Source organism: Undibacterium sp. Ren11W (assembly GCF_049340485.1).
Taxonomy (GTDB): domain Bacteria; phylum Pseudomonadota; class Gammaproteobacteria; order Burkholderiales; family Burkholderiaceae_D; genus Undibacterium.
On record NZ_JBMPPB010000009.1, the window covers coordinates 65,131 to 83,016 of the forward strand.

Sequence of the window (17,886 nt, forward strand, 5' to 3'; positions counted from 1 at the left end):
AATAACCGCCCGGCGAACACTAGACGACCTTGCCGTCGACCAGTTCTATGATGCGGTCGCAGCGTTTTGCCAGCTCCATATTGTGCGTCACCATCAGGAAGGTGGTGCCGTTCTCGCGATTGAGTTTGCGCATCAGCTCAAAAATGGCATCGGCCGATTTGGTGTCGAGATTACCGGTAGGTTCATCAGCCAGTATCAGCGGCGGGTTCAATGCCAGCGCACGGGCAATTGCCACCCTTTGCTGCTGACCGCCAGAGATATTGCTGACCAGACTATTCTGCCACTGCGTCAACCCCACTTGCCCCAGCAATAGCTGTGCGCGTTCGCGCATACTGTCGTCTGGCCTGCCACGCTGCATCAGCATAGGCATCATCACGTTTTCAGTTGCCGTAAATGCCGACAGCAGATAATGTGACTGGAATACAAAGCCTATCGCCTCGCCGCGCAAACTGGTCACATGGGCTTCATCGAGGATGCTGGTTTCCTGCCCGGTGAGATACAACTTGCCGCTGCCGGGTCTGTCTAACAGACCGATGATATTGAGCAAAGTACTTTTGCCCGATCCTGAAGGACCGATCAGTGCGACAAATTCACCCTTACGGATATCGAGATCAATATCGAACAAGACCTGGGTTTGAGCAGGCGTACCCAAGGCATACGACTTACAGACTTTATCGAGGAGCAGGAGAGATTCAGCCACGGATCGCCACCACAGGATCAAGACGAGCCGCACGGATAGCCGGCGTGGCGGCAGCTAGTAAACCAGTCAACATCGCAATCAAGGCACTCCAGAAAAACAGTTTAGGGTCCATCTGTATCGCAAACATAGAGCTACCATCAGGGTTCTTGGCAACCAGTTTCCATGCGGAGAGTAAACCCATGGCGAAAGCAGATCCCATCAAAGAACCGAGCAAACCAACTAAGGCCCCCTGAATCAAAAAAATCCGCATGATCTGGCCGCGACTGCCGCCCATGGCGCGCAAGATTCCGACTTCTTTCTGACGCTGCACCACCGACACCACCAACACGCTGGCGATACCTGCCGCTACCGAGAGTGCGACAAAGATGCGTATCATCAGACTGGAATAAGTCTGAGCTCGCATCCCCAGAAAAAACTGACTATTATTGGCGATCCAACTCATCGCATTTAAGCCTGTGGCATTGGCAATAGACTGAGCGATGACTTCGGCCGCATACGGATCTTGCACCGTTAAATCGATGCTAGAAACCCCACCGACCATATTCAACAGACTTTGCGCAGTCGACAGTAAAACGTACACGGTACGCTGATTGGCGCCACGGCTACCCAGATCAAAGATGCCGGCGATGTTCAGGGTAAGACTGGCACCTGCGGAGGTGGTTACCCGCAATTTATCACCGCGTTGCACGCCAAGATCTTCGGCTAACTGTATGCCTATCAACATATCGGTATTGGTCATGCGAAAACTACCGACGACCATCTTCTCGGGCAAAGGTACAATTTTGCTGTAATGATCTGGCTCTATGCCGACCAGAGAGATGGCGTTAGTCGCACTGCCACGCACCACCAAGGCAGGGCCGCTGGCAGCGGGTGAGACCGCCACCACGTCGCTGCGCGCCTCCATCTGATCGCGCACTTTTTGCCATTGATCGATGATATTCACGCGCTGCGATGGTTTTTGTACAGTAGCCGCAATCAATTGTCCCGGCGCATTTTGCAGCACCATATTGGCCTGCTGCTTGGGTCGTTCCAAAGTAATATGCGGTTGTGAACTTAAAACACGCCGAAACAAATTGCCCTGCATACCGGCTAGCAGCGCCGACATAAAAACAATCACACCAACACCAATGGCAACACCGAGAATAATAAACAGCGATTGCAGACGCCCTTCACGCAAGAAGCGTACTGCCACTATCCATTCAAACGGCAGCCAGCTATTCATCAGCGCCCCGCCTGTTTTTTCGCGACATCAGCGCGCACCCGGGCGCCTTCCAACACTGCACTACCGGTCGCAGGCAATACTATATCGTTGTCATTGAGTCCGGCGAGTATCTCTGTGCTTTTGTCGCCAGACATGCCTAGCTTGACTACCCGTCGCACCGCCTTACCATGCTCCACCAGCATCACCCACGGTTCTTGACTTGCCGCATCGCGGATCGCCTCGACATTTAAAGACCGCGTGTCTTTGCGGCGCGCCACCTCGATCTCTACCGAGACCGTCATATCTTGCTTGAGAAATGCCGGTGCCTCTGCCACATTGAGTTTGACATCCACCGAGCCACGCTGGGCGTTGACGCCGGGATTAATATAGGCGACCTGTGCATTAAATTTTTGGCCAGGATAAGCATCGGCCTGCGCCAGAGCGGTTTGCCCCAATTGCAAATAACGTAGATTTTTTTCGTCAATTTGCACCAGTAACTGCGTCAGCCCCATTGGCGACAAGACCATCAGCACTTTGCCGGGTTGTACCGTGTCGCCGCGCTCGACGTCTCTTAAAATCAGGACCCCATCAGACACAGCCGTAATTTTGCTGTGAGCTAGCCTGGCCTGTGCTGCATGCAGATTGGCACGTGCTTGCTCCAGCGCAGCGCTGGCAAGCTGGTAATCACTCCCTGATGGCGTCGTCGATTGCAGCTGCAACTGCACACTGCTGTACTGACTTTTGGCGATATCGAGATTACGCTGCACATCGTCGAGCTGAGCCTTGCCTATGAAACCCTGCGCCACCAGTTCGCGCGTACGCTCATATTGCTTTTGTACGTTGAGTAAAGTGACCTGCGCCTGCTTCAGGGCTTGTTGAGCCATCGGTTGCGTCTGTTCATGAAACTGCCTGAGCTTGACCTCCGCCTGGCGTAGTGCAGCAGCAGCTTGTTCCACGGCGGCTTTCTCATCGCTCGCTTCCAGTTCTATCAGCAACTGACCTGCCTTGACGGCCTGCCCTTCTTTGACAGGTACGGCCGCGACGCGCCCAATCACTTGAGTACCGACATCGACTCTGGCCGGGGTCTCGATACGGCCGCTGGCCACCACGGTCTGTATCAGTTCGCCGCGCTGCAATTGAAACGCCTTCACTTTACTACCTAGCACCAAGGGCCACAAAAAATACCCTAACGCGGCCAACACCAATACCCCGACTATCGTCATTGAGAGCCAAGATTTGAGAGTTCGCTTGCTGGCGAGCGAGTTTTCTGGCGTGGTGGTTACGGCTGTTGCGGTCTCAGTCATCTGCACACTTCCTGTTGAGTTATTCCTGTCCCAGCTTAGTCTCCACCAAAGGCGCAATTGAAGATTTGATATTCAACAAACAATCGCACAGCAAAAATAAAAAGCCCGCAATCTACGGGCTTTTTATTTTCATTGATACGCTGAAGTTCAGTGTTCCAGCAAGGCGTTGATTTCACCCAAATCTTGCTCTTTCAAGATACCTGCGGCAGCTTTCAGGCGCAGACTATTCATGATGGTGTCATAACGTGCTTTCGCCAGATTTTGAAATGTAGTCGAGAGCTGTTGTTGCGCATTCAAGACATCGATATTAATCCTGACGCCAACCTGATAGCCCAGCATATTCGAATCCAAAGCAGAGCGACTCGATATTTCAGCAGCTTCATAGGCTTTCACCTGCGCCAAACCGGCAACTACACCGATATACGCTTGACGCGCGCCTTGCGCAGCCAGTCTGCGGGTACTCTCCAAATCATTGCGCGCCTTGTCTTCCAGTGCGATACTTTCTTTAACACGGCTATCGGTAGCAAAGCCAGAAAAGATAGGAATATTCCATTGCACACCTATGGTATTTGGCTTGATCACGCCAGTCTGACCATTATAGTTTCCACCAATCGCGGTGCGCTCGCTTCTTGCTATCAAATCCACAGTCGGATAATGTCCGGAGCGACTCTTAGAAATCTCACGCTGAGCAATCTCGACTGCCACTTGCGAAGCCACTACGCCAAAGTTTTGCTGTTCTGCCGACTCCACCCATTTTTCTATGCTCTCTGGCTGAGGTGCCGCAAGTTGGCTACCTTTTTTCAAGCCAGCCAATTCGTCTTTCACATCGCGGCCAATAATTTGCATCAAAGCAGCGCGCTTAATCGCGACATCGCCCTGACCTGCAAACTCTTGTGCAGTGATTAAATCAAAACGTGCTTGCGCTTCGTGGCTGTCGGTGATGGTCTGGGTACCGACTTCAAAGTTGCGCTTGGCTGAAGCTAATTGCTCAGAAATAGCGACTTTTTGCGCCTGCAAAGTCTTTAAAATATCTTTCGATGCCAGCAAATCAAAATACGCCTGACTGACTCTAACGATCAGATCCTGCTGCGCTTGCGCAAATTGGGCATCGGTAACGACTACCGACAATTTACCCTGTTCATATTGCTGCCAATTCGCCCAGCGGAACAGAGGTTGCGTCAGGGCCAGCGAATAACTATTCGTGTTGTAGTCAAAGTTACCTGAGCGTCCCTGATCAGGCGTGACGTCTAGTTTAGTGCGGGTATCACTACCGCTAAGTCCGATACTTGGCAACAGACCCGAACGGCCTTGCACCAGTTTTTCTTGTCCAGCCACCTGTGAAGCCCGCGCACTACCGTAGGTAGCATCATTGGCAAGGGCGTCTTTGTATATCTGCAGTAAATCACTGGCACCGGCATTGAGCGACAGAAAAGCACTGGCAATCAAAGTGGCAATGAGGGAAGTTCGCATGAAATGCTCCGAAAGTAAGGTATCAAATTGCTAGCGCTGTTTTGCACTATACAAAACAGCTTAAATTTACTCATAAAGATTGAGAAAAAAATTACTCCCGCCAAACTAGATACAGTCTAGGTACAGCCGAGGGAGTGGTTCTGCAACAATCAGGCTAATACTAATAAGTAGGCATGCTGTTATCGACTTGCTGCGCCCACGCATGGACGCCACCAGTCAAATTAATCACCTGAGCAAAACCATTGCGCTCAAGAAAATTAGCCACCTGCATACTGCGGCCGCCATGATGACAAATGCACACAATCACACTCTCGGGATCGAGCTCCTGCATACGCTCCGGCACAGTCTGCATAGGCATCAGCATGACATGCGGGATATGACAGGTCTCATACTCCCAAGGTTCCCTGACATCTAACAAAATCAGAGGATTTTTTGTAGTATCGGCCAGGCTTGCGGCTAATTCGGGAGCAGTGATATGTTGCATGAGCTTATTCCGGTAACATTTTTTGAATTGCTGGTGCGCTTAGTTCGCTTAAATTCAGAAAGTAAACCTTGATTCAGGCACGGACTGAGACAAGGCCGGCACCAAGGTTTCAAATAAATTTTTGGTATTGAAAAACAATTCGGACTCGCGCGAAATCATTTGCGCAGTCATGACTGGCGCTTTTCCTATGAAGACAAACATTCTGCCACCAGCCGTCAATTGATTTTTCAAGAGCTCAGGTATCACTTCCAGCGAGCCACAGACCACGATCGCATCAAAACTAGAACCAGTCTTGCCGAGCAAAGCATCGCCCCAAACCACATCCACATTAAAAATACCTTGATTTTGCAAATTAGTCTCGGCCAATGTTTTTAGTTCAGGAATCGCCTCTACCACCGTCACTTGCCGTGCTTGATGTGCCAGCAATGCTGCCAGATAACCGCTACCAGCTCCGACCACCAAGACGTTTTCACTTTTTTTGACGGCAAGATCTTGCAAGATCCGCGCTTCCAGTTTTGGAGAGAGTGCGACCGTTCCACCCGGCAGAGGTAATTCGGTATCAAAAAACGCCAGACTCTTTTGATCTTCCGGAAAATAATCCTCGCGTTTAACCGCAGCCAACAAAGCCAAGACCTCGGGAGATGAGACATTCCAAGGGCGGATTTGCTGCTCTATCATGTTGAAACGGGCTTTTTCGATATTCATTTTAATGACTCGCTAGGTGTAAAACTAAATTATTCAATTGGAAAACCTTAGGACTTACGCAAAATTGTTCCACCTAGGCGTACCGCCGAAGACAGTACTTTAGTACGGCAAGACGGATACAACGACGCTGGGGCGGTTTTACGTAAGACCTAAACATCCCGCATTTTATCAAAGCGCGTCACTAGTTTGCTTATTTCCAGCCCATTTTCGCTTGAACCACTGCCCCAGATCATCCAAATAGGTATAAATCACCGGAACCACGACTAAAGTAAGCAGCGAGGAAGTGATAATCCCGCCTATCACAGCTTGTCCCATAGGTGCGCGTTGCTCTGAGCCTTCGGTCAAGGCAAACGCCAGCGGCACCATACCAAACACCATCGCCAGCGTGGTCATCAGGATAGGCCGCAAACGGACGTGCGCCGCCTCCAGCAAGGCCTCGGTACGCTCTTTACCCTCCTTGCGCACCTGATTGGCAAAGTCGACCAGCAAAATCGCATTCTTGGTGACCAGGCCCATCAACATAATAAAACCTATGATGGAGAACATGTTTAAAGTAGAACGGAAAAACATCAGCGCCAAAAACACCCCGATCAAGGTCATAGGCAAGGCCGACATAATCGCAATCGGCTGCAAGAAGCTGGCAAATTGCGAAGCTAAGATCATGTAAATAAAGATCACCGCCAAAGCCAGCGCCGATAAAGCATAGCCGAAAGATTCGGTCATATTTTTGGTCGCGCCACCCATTTTGTAGCGATAGCCGGGTTGCCACTGCACGCTGTCCAGCACTTTTTTCACTTCGGCACTGACTTCACCAGCAGAACGTCCTACCACATTGGCAGATAACTCGACCTCACGAGTCAGGTCACGTCGGTTGATCTGATTCGCGCCGGTAGACAAACGGATATCGGCGACCTGGCGCAGAGGCACCATGCGTGGCGAACCATCCGCATTATTTTGCGAACTGGCCAGCATCAGCTTGGATAAATCCTCAGCATTATTTCTATCGTCCGGTGATAGACGTACCGAGACATCGTAATTTTCATCATCCGGCGCGCGCCAGGTGGTGGCCGCTTCACCTGCCAGCAAGGGCCGCAAGGCCGCACCTATCTGCGCCACGCCGACACCTAGATCGGCACCGATATCACGCTTGGGAGTGACAGAAATGGTGGGTTTCTGCGCCTTCATGCTGGAGTCGATATCGACTACACCAGGAATGGCGCTGATACGACGCTGTACCTGTTCCGACAGTTTTGCCAATTGGTTCAGGTCGGCACCCTGCAGACTGAAACGTAAATTTTTATTATCGCCACCAACACCATCGAGGGCGCCAATATGCGTGACCGTGATGCCAGCGATTTGCACCAGGCGATTACGTAAGGGAATCGACATCTGAGTGGTGCTGCGCGTGCGGTCTTTGCGTGGCACCAGACGGATGAAGACGCTCACATAATTCTTGCCTTGGGTAGCACCGGTATTGACGGTACTGTAGGTATCGGTCACTTCAGGGAACTCCTTGAGTACCGCCTCAACCTGATGCACCTTGGCCTCGGTCAGTTCCAAAGACGATCCTACCGGGGTATAAAAGGTAACCCCGGTTTCAGAATAATCGGCTTGCGGTACAAATTCGCTTCCTATCAGGCCGGTGGCCGGTATCATCAAACCCGCGACAAAGGTGAGTACGGCGATCAGCAAAGTCTTGATACGATGCTTAAGCGACCAGCGCAAGATAGACTGATACAAGCTGGAGAACCATTGCACGCCACGCTCGAACTGCTCCAGCACCCAGCCTATGGTGTGCGCGTAGATGCCTTTACGTGGACCGTCTTTTTTAATTGCGTGTCCATGCGCATCGGGATCTGGCCAGATCGAAGACAGCATAGGATCGAGCGTAAACGAAACAAACATGGAGATCAGCACTGCAGCGGTAACGGTAATACCGAACTGGTGGAAGAAGCGCCCGATAATCCCGCCCATGAAACCCACAGGTAAAAATACCGCAACGATAGAGAAGGTCGTCGCCAATACTGCCAGTCCAATTTCGGCGGTTCCTTCCAATGCGGCAGTATGATGATCCTTAAACTTGCCGTTGACCTTCATGCCGGCATGTCGGACAATATTTTCACGCACCACGATTGCATCATCGATCAGCAAACCTACGCACAGCGACAAGGCCATCAGAGTAATCATATTGATGGTGAAACCGAATATATCCATGAACAGGAAAGTACCGATCAAGGCTACCGGCAAAGTAAGACCGGTGATCACGGTAGAGCGCCATGAATTAAGAAACAAGAAGACGATCAGGATAGTTAAGGCGGCTCCTTCTATCAAGGTCTTGCGCACGTTCTCTACACCGACGCGTATCTGGCGCGAACCGTCTTTGATGATCTGCACTTTCAAACCTGGATACTGGGCCTTGAGTTGCGGTTCCAGCGCCTTCAAAGCCTCGCTCAAACCATCGGCCACTTCTATGGTATTTTGGCCCTGCGCCTTCAGGATATCAAGCGCTACGGTACGCTGTCCATTATGTAGCGCCAAACTCTCTTGCTCTTCTTGTCCGTCGACGATACTCGCCACTTGTGACAGCAAAACAGGCTGGGAGCCACGTTTGGCGACCACGATGCGGCCGAAGCCCTCGGGATTTTCGATACGCCCCTGAATTTGCACTACTTTTTCATTTTCCAGTGAGCGTATGGCACCGCTAGGCAATTCTTGGTTTTCATTGCGCAGCGCATTAATGACTTGATCAACGCTCAGGCCCAAGGCTTCCATTTCATTCGGTTTGAGGTAAATCTTGATTTCGCGTTTGACGCCGCCAACCAGCGTAACGGAGCCGACGCCGCGCACATTCTCCAGACGTTTCTTGACCAGTTGATCGGCGATGGTGCTCATCTCACGGAAATCGCGTTGTTTGATTTTATCGTCGTTCGTCACTGAAACCGAAAAAATCGGTTTATCGGCAGGATCGTATCGTGAGACTCGCGGCTCTTTGACTTCCTTACGAAATTTCGACTTAATCAGCGCGACTTTTTCACGTACGTCTTGCGCTGCCTGAGCCGGATCGACATTCAGATCAAACTCCATCACCACCACCGAAGTGCCCTCGTAAGAACGAGAAGTCAGAGCGCTGATTCCATTGATCGTATTGACCACCTCTTCGACTTTACGGGTAATATCGGATTCTATCGTTTCGGGCGCAGCACCTGGGTAATCGGTTTGTATCACCACCACCGGAAAAGTAATATCCGGAAACTGATCGACCCGCAGACGCTTATAAGAAAACAGACCCAAGACTACAAACGCCACCATCATCATGGTCGCCAGCACCGGATTGCCTATACTGATACGTGTGAACCACATGGCTTACACCTTGCCAGCTGAGGTAGGCGAAATCAGCTTGACGGCAATGCCGGCACGCAAACTACCTAAATTAGTCTTCACCAGTTGCGCACCCTGCTTCAAGCCAGCTAGCACTTCTACACTAGCGACACCAGCGCTGTCGCCAGACAAACCCAGGCTAACCGGTTTTAGCTGCAAACTATTATTTTCTATCACGTAGACGAAATTTTTACCGTCTTCATTGCGCACCGCAGTCTGCGGAATAGTCAACACGCCGCTCTTCTGCTCTACCACGATTTGCGCCTCACCAAACATGCCGGATCGTAAAACCCCATCGGTATTGGTAATCTGGATATAGGCCATGATAGAACGTGATCCCAGCGTGGTACCTGGGTTGATACGACTCACTTTACCGCTCACCGTATTGGCAACCCCTTCTATTTTCAATTGCACAGCCTGAGCAATCTGTATACTGGCGATATCTTGCGTCGGAACCGGTGCCTCCATCTCCATGATGCGCAGATCGACCACTTCTAACAGACGAAAATCCGGCGAGACTTTTTCGCCTGGCTGTACGCTACGGCTACTGATCAAACCAGCGATAGGTGCGCGTATCACGGTATCGGCCAAAGCCTTTTGCGCCACCGCCACAGCGCCCTTAGCGCTATCGACATTAGCTAAGGCAATCGCATATTGATTCTTTGCGTTGTCGTAAGAATTTTGTGAAATAAAGGCTTTATCGAGCAATATTTTATTATTGTCGCGTGCCTGTCGGGCGATCTCTAGCTGGCCATTGGCTGCCGCCAGACTACCTTGCGCCTGCGCCAGACGTGCATCGTAATCCGTCGTATCCATCTTCACCAAGACTTGCCCGAGCTGCACAGACTCACCTTCACGCACCAGCACCTCACGCACTTCGCCCGCTACTCTGGCTTTGACCTGGCCTTGATTGTAAGCACGCAAAGCACCCGAGAGTGTTAACAATTTACGCACATCACCACTGCCCACCGTCACGATATCGCTAGGTAAAAATTCCAGCACTTGCGCCGCCACAGTCACCGCGGCTTGCTTAGCGCCTGCTGCTCCAGCGTCGGAAGTTTTTTTCTTCATCACTATGATGCCCGCACCGACCAACAGTAAAAGGGCAACGATCCAAATTCCACGACGCTTGAGCATGCTGATCCATTCGATAAAAAAGCCTGAGTTATTTTAAAAATCTCAGGCTAAAACTTCACTAAATAAAAAAATTCCGGCAATCGCAGAAACGCGAGCATTGCTGCATGCAGATCAAGCTTTAGCATTCACTAACAAGCCATGCGTTGCCATTTCTATGTATTGCTCCAAATAGGCATCCAATTTATCCGGCTCAATCTGACAAATCCCCTGCGAATGCTTCCAGACCATCATCATGATTATCGGTGCGATTAAAATACGCGGCGCGATTTCCAAGTCCAAAGCGCGTACCTCGCCCCTAGCCATGCCGCGTGCCAGCATGGCGGTGACTAGCTTATCGCCCCGGTCGATCACTTCTTCCTGATAGAAGCGCGCCAACTCAGGGAAATTACCTGCCTCGGCGATCATTAGCTTGGTCAATCCGGATAACTTGGTGTTGCCGATTCTATCCCACCAGGTCGTCATCAATAAACGTAACAACTCGGCACTCGTACCGGTGAATTGGCCTATCATGCCCTCGGCCTCGCCTATCATAGGGATCACCGATTCACGTACCACTGCCTTGAACAATTCTTCCTTACTACAAAAATACAAATACAATGTACCCTTAGAAACACCCGCAGCACGCGCCACATCATCGAGCCGGGTAGCAGCGAAGCCACGCTCGACAAAATGGTCGAGAGCGGCAGCGAGCAACTCTTGTGGCCGGGCATCTTTGCGACGCTCCCAGCGGGGTTTAAAAGGGCATATCATTATATTAACACTCAATTAATAACTTATGAGTCAGTAATATAATCATCTGCGCCTACTGCGTCAAGTCAGCGTTGTAATGCGCCCAACAGCAAGTCGGCACCAGCGCTAACTAAGCGACACATTCAGAGGTCAGCGCACACTATAAAGCCTGTCCTAAGGTCAGGGTCAAGCAGATAATTATTTAACTTAAACTAAGTCGTATCCACCACTTGGCCTTATTCTGGCAACTATCTGAAAATTTCGAAGCCGTATGCGCAATCAGCATGCGGCGGCTGGCACCAAATTGGCCTGCAAGCCGCATAGACATTGCGTATTTGATTTACAGCTGGATAATCGCCAAATGGCGAAACGGGTGTAGATACGTATAAAACAATGATCAAATTTTGACGAATTCTCTCAAATAAGCTTGTCAGTGGGTAAGCAACTATTCATTGAAAATTGTGATTGGAAGTTGTTGGCATAGTTCGCTATGATCGGATAGCCTCGATATTCATTACTTTGCTACGCATCTAAAAAATCTCAAGAATCAAAAATACACGATGACAATTAACAGCCAAAAAATCAGTTTTTTCCGACGCCATATCCCTGCATTCGCGTGCATACCGGGTTGTCATGACTGCTGTGGTCCCGTCACCACGTCTACCGATGAAATGGCCAGGTTACCGCTGAAGTCCGAGGAGCAGCATGCTGCGGCGCTGGCCGATTTAAGCTGCCCGCATCTGGGCCAAAATGGTTGTGAGGTGTATGAGGAGCGACCGCTCATTTGTCGCTTGTTTGGGACTACCCCGAAATTAGCCTGCCCTCACGGCAGACGCCCGGAAACCATGATAGATCCCCAGATGGAGATCGCGATTGATCGGTTTTTCCACTCTACTCGCCAGGTCTTGGTCTGATCAAACAAATCTGAATTTCCTGATTCCCCACACGAGCGCTCTGCCAATACAAACACTGTAGCAAGGGACAGAGGCAAAAGGTAAGCGCCTGGCACTACCTCCGGCTTAAGCGTTTCCCAAAAAACCTTCTGCAAAAATTTTTAAAGCTGCGCCGTTGAGGTTGTACCGTGTATCAGTTGCTGTAAGCGCTCAAGGCCGACCGGCTCTTGCGCTTGTAGCGGTATCACTGCCCAGCGTTGCGCATATTTGTTGGCCACTTCATTGATTTGCGCTAGCTCGTTATAGGCACGCTGGCGCAATAAAGCGGAACTAGGTTTGGCCATCGCCAAACTATTATTGATGATCCAGGCCCATGGCGCTATCCCGGCCCGCTGCAAATCTAGCTGCAGGCCCGCCGCTTCCAAGACCGGCGTGGTTTCTGCCAGGGTGATAATGAGCACCTTGGTGAGCGTCGTGTCTTGCAGCTGCATCATGGGTGTAGTGAAGTGCACACTGGTATTGATCATCTTGCGCTTAATTTCTCTGTCATACGAGCCGGTAGCGTCGAGCAGTAATAAAGTATGGCCGGTCGGCGCGGTATCCATCACGACAAATTTTTTGCCTGCTTCCCGTATGATTCTGGAGAATGCCTGAAACACCGCAATCTCTTCGGTGCAGGGTGAGCGCAAATCTTCTTCCAGCAAAGCGCGACCCGCCACATCCAGATTTTTTCCTTTACTGGCCATCACTTCTTGCCGGTAGCGCTCAGTTTCCGCATGCGGATCTATCCTGCTGACGGCCAGATTTTCCAGGCTTCCAGCTAGCGTCTCGATCAGATGTGCGGCCGGGTCTGAGGTGGTGAGATGGACAGCATAGCCGCGACTGGCCAACTCCAACGCGATCGCTGCCGCCACGGTGGTCTTGCCGACTCCGCCTTTACCCATGGTCATAATTAAGCCGTGACCACTGCCAACCAGACCATCGACCAGGCTCGCCAGACTGGGCACCACAGGGATAGATACGGCTGTTTGCGTGGGGACGTTTTCCAAAACGCCACTCACCAAAAGTGCGCGCAAGGCCGGCAAGCCGACCAGATTAAAAGGGCGCAAGGGCACAAAATCAGTGGGCGCATCACGTAAAATTTCTGGCATAGCGGCCAGCGCAGCTTGCTCACGCTTCCATACCGCTGCAGCCAACAGATCGCTACCGACTTCGCTTTGCGGCAGCGCCCCATTGATCACCAGATATTGATGTCGAAAGCCGATAGCGGCCAGTTCCTCATGGGTGCGCGCTGCTTCTCTGAGCGTCGCGCCCTGAGCGCGCGCCACCAGTATCATACGAGTACGTTCAGGATCGGATAAAGCGGCGACCGCGGCATGATATTGCTCGCGTTGTTTTTCTAGCCCAGCCAGTGGCCCTAGACAAGAAGCATCGCCCTTGCCGTCTTCCAGAAAACCCGACCATGCGCCGGGTAGTTGCAGCATCCGTATGGTATGCCCGGTCGGCGCCGTATCAAAAATAATGTGATCAAAATCATGCAAAATGGCCGCATTGGTCAGCAGGCCAGTGAACTCATCAAATGCCGCGATTTCTGTGGTACAGGCACCGGACAATTGCTCCGCTATGCTATTCACCACAGCGGCCGGTAACACACCACGTACCGGCCCCACGATCTTATCCCGATACACTTGCGCAGCTGCCTGCGGATCGATTTCCAGCGCCGATAAATGCGCGACCGCAATCACTGGAGTGATCGTGTTGCCTATCGTGATCCCAAAAACCTGCCCCACATTGGAGGCCGGGTCGGTGCTCACCAGTAAAACACGCTTGCCCTCATCAGCTAGCTTAATCGCAGTGGCACAAGCGAGTGAGGTTTTACCCACTCCGCCCTTGCCAGTGAAGAATAAAAATTGCGGAATATTTTCTAGAAAAAGCATGGCGTTTCCCTCATCACGATTAAATGCCAACAACGTGCGCTCATGCTTGGAGCTCGCTAGGTGTTTGGCTGCTAAACAGTATTTTTAACCGCACATCAGCAGAATTTTTTTCCACCGCAACATCCTGCATCAGGACTTAATGCAGCGTTGACCGGCAACAGACTGATGCCCGCCCATCGCGCAAGTTCTGCACGTTGCGGGTAACGCCCGGTCAGCGCGATCTCACCCTTAACCAAAATTAAGGGCAAGCCCTCGGCGCCAGAGCGCTCCAAAAATGCTTTGACCACCGAGTTCTCGGCAAAGGCCATAGGCTGTTGCGCCAGATTGTAGCGCTCTACCTCCACGCCTTGCGCTTTGGCCCAGTCCAGATCGGCGGAAAAACTCACTAGTTGCTGATCGACATCGACACCACAGACGCCCGTATTGCAGCACATGGCAGGATCAAATATTTGAATAGCGTTCATGCTCAGGTTTCCTTGATTTGTTATGGGCAAAAATAATACAGTCTGGCAATGACGTGCAAAAGAAAGCGTCCACTACAACTTAAGTGCTTTAGACCAAGCCAGCCTTGCGCCAGATCATTTTATTTGCGGTTATGGTGCCAGGCAGTTTTTCCATATTTTAAATGTTGAGAATGCAGCAGCCAGAAAAATACAACAGCACTCTGCCAGCGCATATTCCATGCGGCTCTCCGGCCCATGTGAAGGATCAGGTGTAAATTTTTGGTTTGATAGAAAGTGCTTCACTTACAATTTAAATAAAGAAAAGACAAGCCCTAAAAATTATCCACTCGATATCTAATTGTTTTTGTGATATTGTTTCACAAATACAATTCTTTCGTGTTTATATCTAGAAATTTTTCTTTGCGATATCTATCGAAATTATTTTTCCAAGTCCCTGTGAAAAGTAAAAATAGTCAGCCAACGCAAATTTCAACGAAAAAAAGTTACTTAAAAGGTTTTAAATGAAACGCATAACACTTGCAATACTTGGTATTTCTTATCAACTAATTTCATTCTCTGCAAATGCAGCGGAACACAATAGTTATGTAGGTGCCGGTTTAGGTCAATCATATTATAAAATTGACACTGGAATGAAAAATGAGTCGTCAAGGGCTACCGGTGCGAAACTGTTCGGCGGTTTTGAGTTCTCTCCGTATTTCGCTGTTGAAGGTGGATATGCCAGATTCGGCAATGCCACGCTAAAAAGAGGAAGATTGAGTTTGCTTGCTAATCGTACGACAGTGCTTGAGGAAGCTACAGTTGAAACTAGTGCGTTTTACTTGGCTACCAAAGCGACTGCGCCTATAAATGACTTGTTTTCTGTGTACGGAAAACTGGGTGTATCGAGAAATAGTACCCTGTGCTTTGTGGTAACTTCAATTCAATATTCAGCAGACCGATCGAGCGTTACCACTAACGTTGCTGAATCAACATGTAATTCAACAGGTCTATTAGCGGCATTCGGAGCTGATTATAACTTATCAAAAAATACAGCCATTAGTATTGAATACACCAGCTACGGTAAAATTCAATCTGGCCTACATTTATTTGACTCATCCTCAGATTCCAGTAATGCGGGCATGCTCTCCGTAAATGTTCGCTATTCATTTTAAAAAACGAATGTAATTGAACTGGAATTGCCATTCGCACATCTTTATTTATGAATGTACGAATGGCAGATCTATCCTATTCAATTTCTATGTTTTTATTTCATTATGCAGCAAGTGGCTTTGATCATGATGTGTGCTTGATTATTAGCTGACTTACTGCATGGCTTAACCCCAAACAACATCACTTCGCAGGAAATAAGCAGTTTTACAGATCTTGATTTACCCATTGATTCCACTATTCGATTATTGTAGAATCGTCATAATGTAAACTTTTGATTGAGATTCCATGATGGAAACCAAGAAGGTGTTAGCCGCGTTGGCGGCGTTGGCGCAAGAGTCGCGTCTGGCGGTATTTCGGCTTCTGGTGCAAGTTGGTCCGGCTGGCATGGCTGCCAGCAAGATCGCCGAAGAACTGGGGATACCGCCGTCTTCCCTGTCTTTTCACTTAAAAGAATTGTCGCACGCTGATCTGGTCGCTACCCGGCAAGATGGCCGTTTTGTGATTTATTCGGCCGATATCAGCACCATGAACAATGTGTTGGGTTTTCTGACAGAAAACTGCTGCGGCGGCATGCCTTGCACGCAGCCCCAGAGTCTGCAATGTGAAGATAGCGAAGTCGCGTGCAAATAGAGATCTTTTAACATTTTCAAATCAGGGATGATGATGAACGTATTATTTTTATGCACCGGTAACTCTTGCCGCTCGATTTTGGCGGAGGCCACTTTTAATCACCTGGCACCAGCCGGTTGGCAAGCCATGAGTGCCGGTAGCAAACCTACGGGCCAGGTGCATCCGCGCTCACTGGCTTTGCTGGCACGAGAAGGTATAGCGACGGCAGGATATTTCAGCAAATCCTGGGATAACTTACCAGCCACACCGGACATCGTGATTACGGTGTGCGCCAGTGCGGCAGGTGAAACTTGCCCAGCCTATTTGGGGCCAGTATTGCGTAGCCATTGGGGGGTAGAAGATCCGGCCCATGCCACGGGTAGCGATGCAGAAATCGATGCTGCCTTCATGACGGCCTATCGCATATTGCGTAGCCGGATAGAGGCATTTTTCGCCCTGCCGCTGGAGCAAGTGCTTAACGATAAGCTGCAGCTTAAAACCGAGCTGGACCGTATCGCTAGCTTGATGCCAACATCTGTTTAATTCGGACTGACGCAAAACCGCCGCAGCAGCGACGCGATAAGTTCTCTGCACGCGCCCCATCCAATAAGGAAGATGATGTCCATACAATGTGAAGTCTCAGGCAAAATTGCTGCCAAGGCGCCCCTGAATTTTTTTGAACGCTACCTCACTGCCTGGGTCGCGCTGTGTATCTTCGTTGGTATCGCGCTGGGTCAATTTTTTCCCGCTGCGTTTCAAGCCATAGGCGCAATGGAGATTGCCAAAGTCAATTTACCGGTGGGTCTGTTGATCTGGATCATGATCATACCTATGCTGTTAAAAATTGATTTCAGCGCCTTGCACCAGGTGAAAGATCACGCCAGGGGCATAGGTGTGACCTTGTTGATTAACTGGTTGGTCAAGCCGTTTTCTATGGCGTTTTTGGGCTGGCTTTTCGTCCGTCACTGGTTTGCGCCCTTACTACCGGCTGGCCAGGTCGATAGCTATATCGCCGGTCTGATCCTGCTGGCGGCAGCACCGTGTACGGCGATGGTGTTCGTCTGGAGTCGCCTGACCAATGGCGACCCGTATTTCACTTTGTCGCAAGTGGCAATCAACGACCTGATTATGGTGTTCGCGTTTGCGCCGCTGGTTGGCTTACTGTTGGGCGTGTCGAATATCGCGATCCCCTGGGATACTTTGATCACCTCGGTGCTGCTGTATATCGTGATCCCCGTCATCATTGCGCAAGTGATACGCAGACTCTTACTGTCTAAAGGGCAGGCGCATTTTGATGCCGCTATGAACCTGATTCAACCATGGTCGATCGCTGCGCTACTGCTCACTCTGGTGCTGCTGTTTGCCTTTCAGGGTAAGGCCATCATTGCGCAACCTATCGTGATTGCCTTACTCGCGGTGCCCATCCTGATACAGGTGTTTTTCAATTCGGCGCTGGCGTATTGGCTCAATCGACGACTGGGCGAAAAGCATAGCGTCGCCTGCCCGTCTGCCTTGATCGGAGCTTCGAATTTTTTTGAGTTAGCGGTGGCCGCAGCGATTAGCCTGTTTGGTTTTGAATCGGGTGCGGCACTGGCGACCGTAGTCGGGGTGCTGATAGAAGTACCGGTGATGTTACTGGTCGTCAAAGTAGTCAATGCGACCAAGCCATGGTACCAAGACGGCGCGCAAGTCATAGCCCAGGAGACACATCGTGTCGCTCAATGAT

The 17,886-nt window shown here is 50.4% G+C and carries 16 protein-coding genes; 5 read left to right on the plus strand and 11 right to left on the minus strand.

Annotated elements, in window-relative coordinates; all coding sequences use genetic code 11:
* Positions 1–19: 19 nt before the first annotated feature.
* From ACO0K8_RS18080 to ACO0K8_RS18120, 9 genes are all read right to left on the minus strand, one after another.
* Positions 20–700 carry an ABC transporter ATP-binding protein gene (locus ACO0K8_RS18080; RefSeq protein WP_422948045.1) on the minus strand — a complete coding sequence of 227 codons (681 nt, stop codon included), beginning with the start codon at positions 698–700 and terminating at the stop codon, positions 20–22.
* The gene (locus tag ACO0K8_RS18085; RefSeq protein ID WP_422948046.1) at positions 693–1,922 is read right to left on the minus strand and encodes an FtsX-like permease family protein; all 1,230 of its coding nucleotides are present in this window, start codon (positions 1,920–1,922) and stop codon (positions 693–695) included. The genes ACO0K8_RS18080 and ACO0K8_RS18085 overlap by 8 nt, the downstream gene beginning before the upstream one ends.
* A complete protein-coding gene (locus tag ACO0K8_RS18090; protein ID WP_422948047.1) occupies positions 1,922–3,205 on the minus strand; it encodes an efflux RND transporter periplasmic adaptor subunit in 1,284 nt (427 codons plus the stop codon). The genes ACO0K8_RS18085 and ACO0K8_RS18090 overlap by 1 nt, the downstream gene beginning before the upstream one ends.
* Before the next feature lie 147 nt (positions 3,206–3,352).
* Positions 3,353–4,675, minus strand: a complete 1,323-nt coding sequence (locus ACO0K8_RS18095) for a TolC family outer membrane protein (RefSeq protein ID WP_422948048.1) — start codon at positions 4,673–4,675, stop codon at positions 3,353–3,355.
* A gap of 160 nt (positions 4,676–4,835) precedes the next feature.
* The gene (locus tag ACO0K8_RS18100; protein ID WP_422948049.1) at positions 4,836–5,159 is read right to left on the minus strand and encodes a rhodanese-like domain-containing protein; all 324 of its coding nucleotides are present in this window, start codon (positions 5,157–5,159) and stop codon (positions 4,836–4,838) included.
* 54 nt (positions 5,160–5,213) lie between these two features.
* Entirely contained in the window at positions 5,214–5,864 is a 651-nt protein-coding gene (locus tag ACO0K8_RS18105; RefSeq protein WP_422948050.1) for a protein-L-isoaspartate O-methyltransferase family protein, read from the minus strand.
* Positions 5,865–6,032: 168 nt separating this feature from the next.
* Positions 6,033–9,224 carry an efflux RND transporter permease subunit gene (locus tag ACO0K8_RS18110; RefSeq protein ID WP_422948051.1) on the minus strand — a complete coding sequence of 1,064 codons (3,192 nt, stop codon included), beginning with the start codon at positions 9,222–9,224 and terminating at the stop codon, positions 6,033–6,035.
* 3 nt (positions 9,225–9,227) lie between these two features.
* On the minus strand, positions 9,228–10,379 hold the full coding sequence (locus ACO0K8_RS18115) for an efflux RND transporter periplasmic adaptor subunit (RefSeq protein WP_422948052.1): 1,152 nt from the start codon (positions 10,377–10,379) through the stop codon (positions 9,228–9,230).
* Between the two features lie 111 nt (positions 10,380–10,490).
* The gene (locus ACO0K8_RS18120) at positions 10,491–11,144 is read right to left on the minus strand and encodes a TetR/AcrR family transcriptional regulator (protein ID WP_422948053.1); all 654 of its coding nucleotides are present in this window, start codon (positions 11,142–11,144) and stop codon (positions 10,491–10,493) included.
* Positions 11,145–11,668: 524 nt separating this feature from the next.
* On the opposite strand from ACO0K8_RS18120, the gene ACO0K8_RS18125 reads away from it, so the two are divergent.
* Positions 11,669–12,022 carry a YkgJ family cysteine cluster protein gene (locus ACO0K8_RS18125; RefSeq protein WP_422948054.1) on the plus strand — a complete coding sequence of 118 codons (354 nt, stop codon included), beginning with the start codon at positions 11,669–11,671 and terminating at the stop codon, positions 12,020–12,022.
* 140 nt (positions 12,023–12,162) lie between these two features.
* Here ACO0K8_RS18125 and arsA read toward each other — a convergent pair whose 3' ends face one another.
* The gene (gene arsA, locus ACO0K8_RS18130; RefSeq protein WP_422948055.1) at positions 12,163–13,938 is read right to left on the minus strand and encodes an arsenical pump-driving ATPase; all 1,776 of its coding nucleotides are present in this window, start codon (positions 13,936–13,938) and stop codon (positions 12,163–12,165) included.
* A gap of 95 nt (positions 13,939–14,033) precedes the next feature.
* A complete protein-coding gene (gene arsD / locus ACO0K8_RS18135; RefSeq protein WP_422948056.1) occupies positions 14,034–14,402 on the minus strand; it encodes an arsenite efflux transporter metallochaperone ArsD in 369 nt (122 codons plus the stop codon).
* Positions 14,403–14,902: 500 nt separating this feature from the next.
* Here arsD and ACO0K8_RS18140 point away from each other — a divergent pair, with 500 nt between their 5' ends.
* From ACO0K8_RS18140 to arsB, 4 genes are all read left to right on the plus strand, one after another.
* A complete protein-coding gene (locus ACO0K8_RS18140; RefSeq protein WP_422948057.1) occupies positions 14,903–15,553 on the plus strand; it encodes an outer membrane beta-barrel protein in 651 nt (216 codons plus the stop codon).
* Positions 15,554–15,839: 286 nt separating this feature from the next.
* Positions 15,840–16,181 (plus strand): ArsR/SmtB family transcription factor, encoded by a 342-nt coding sequence (locus ACO0K8_RS18145; protein WP_422948058.1) that lies wholly within the window; start codon positions 15,840–15,842, stop codon positions 16,179–16,181.
* Positions 16,182–16,214: 33 nt separating this feature from the next.
* Positions 16,215–16,703 carry an arsenate reductase ArsC gene (locus ACO0K8_RS18150; protein ID WP_422948059.1) on the plus strand — a complete coding sequence of 163 codons (489 nt, stop codon included), beginning with the start codon at positions 16,215–16,217 and terminating at the stop codon, positions 16,701–16,703.
* Between the two features lie 75 nt (positions 16,704–16,778).
* Positions 16,779–17,885, plus strand: a complete 1,107-nt coding sequence (gene arsB / locus ACO0K8_RS18155) for an ACR3 family arsenite efflux transporter (protein WP_422948060.1) — start codon at positions 16,779–16,781, stop codon at positions 17,883–17,885.
* The last annotated feature ends 1 nt before the right edge of the window (position 17,886 follow it).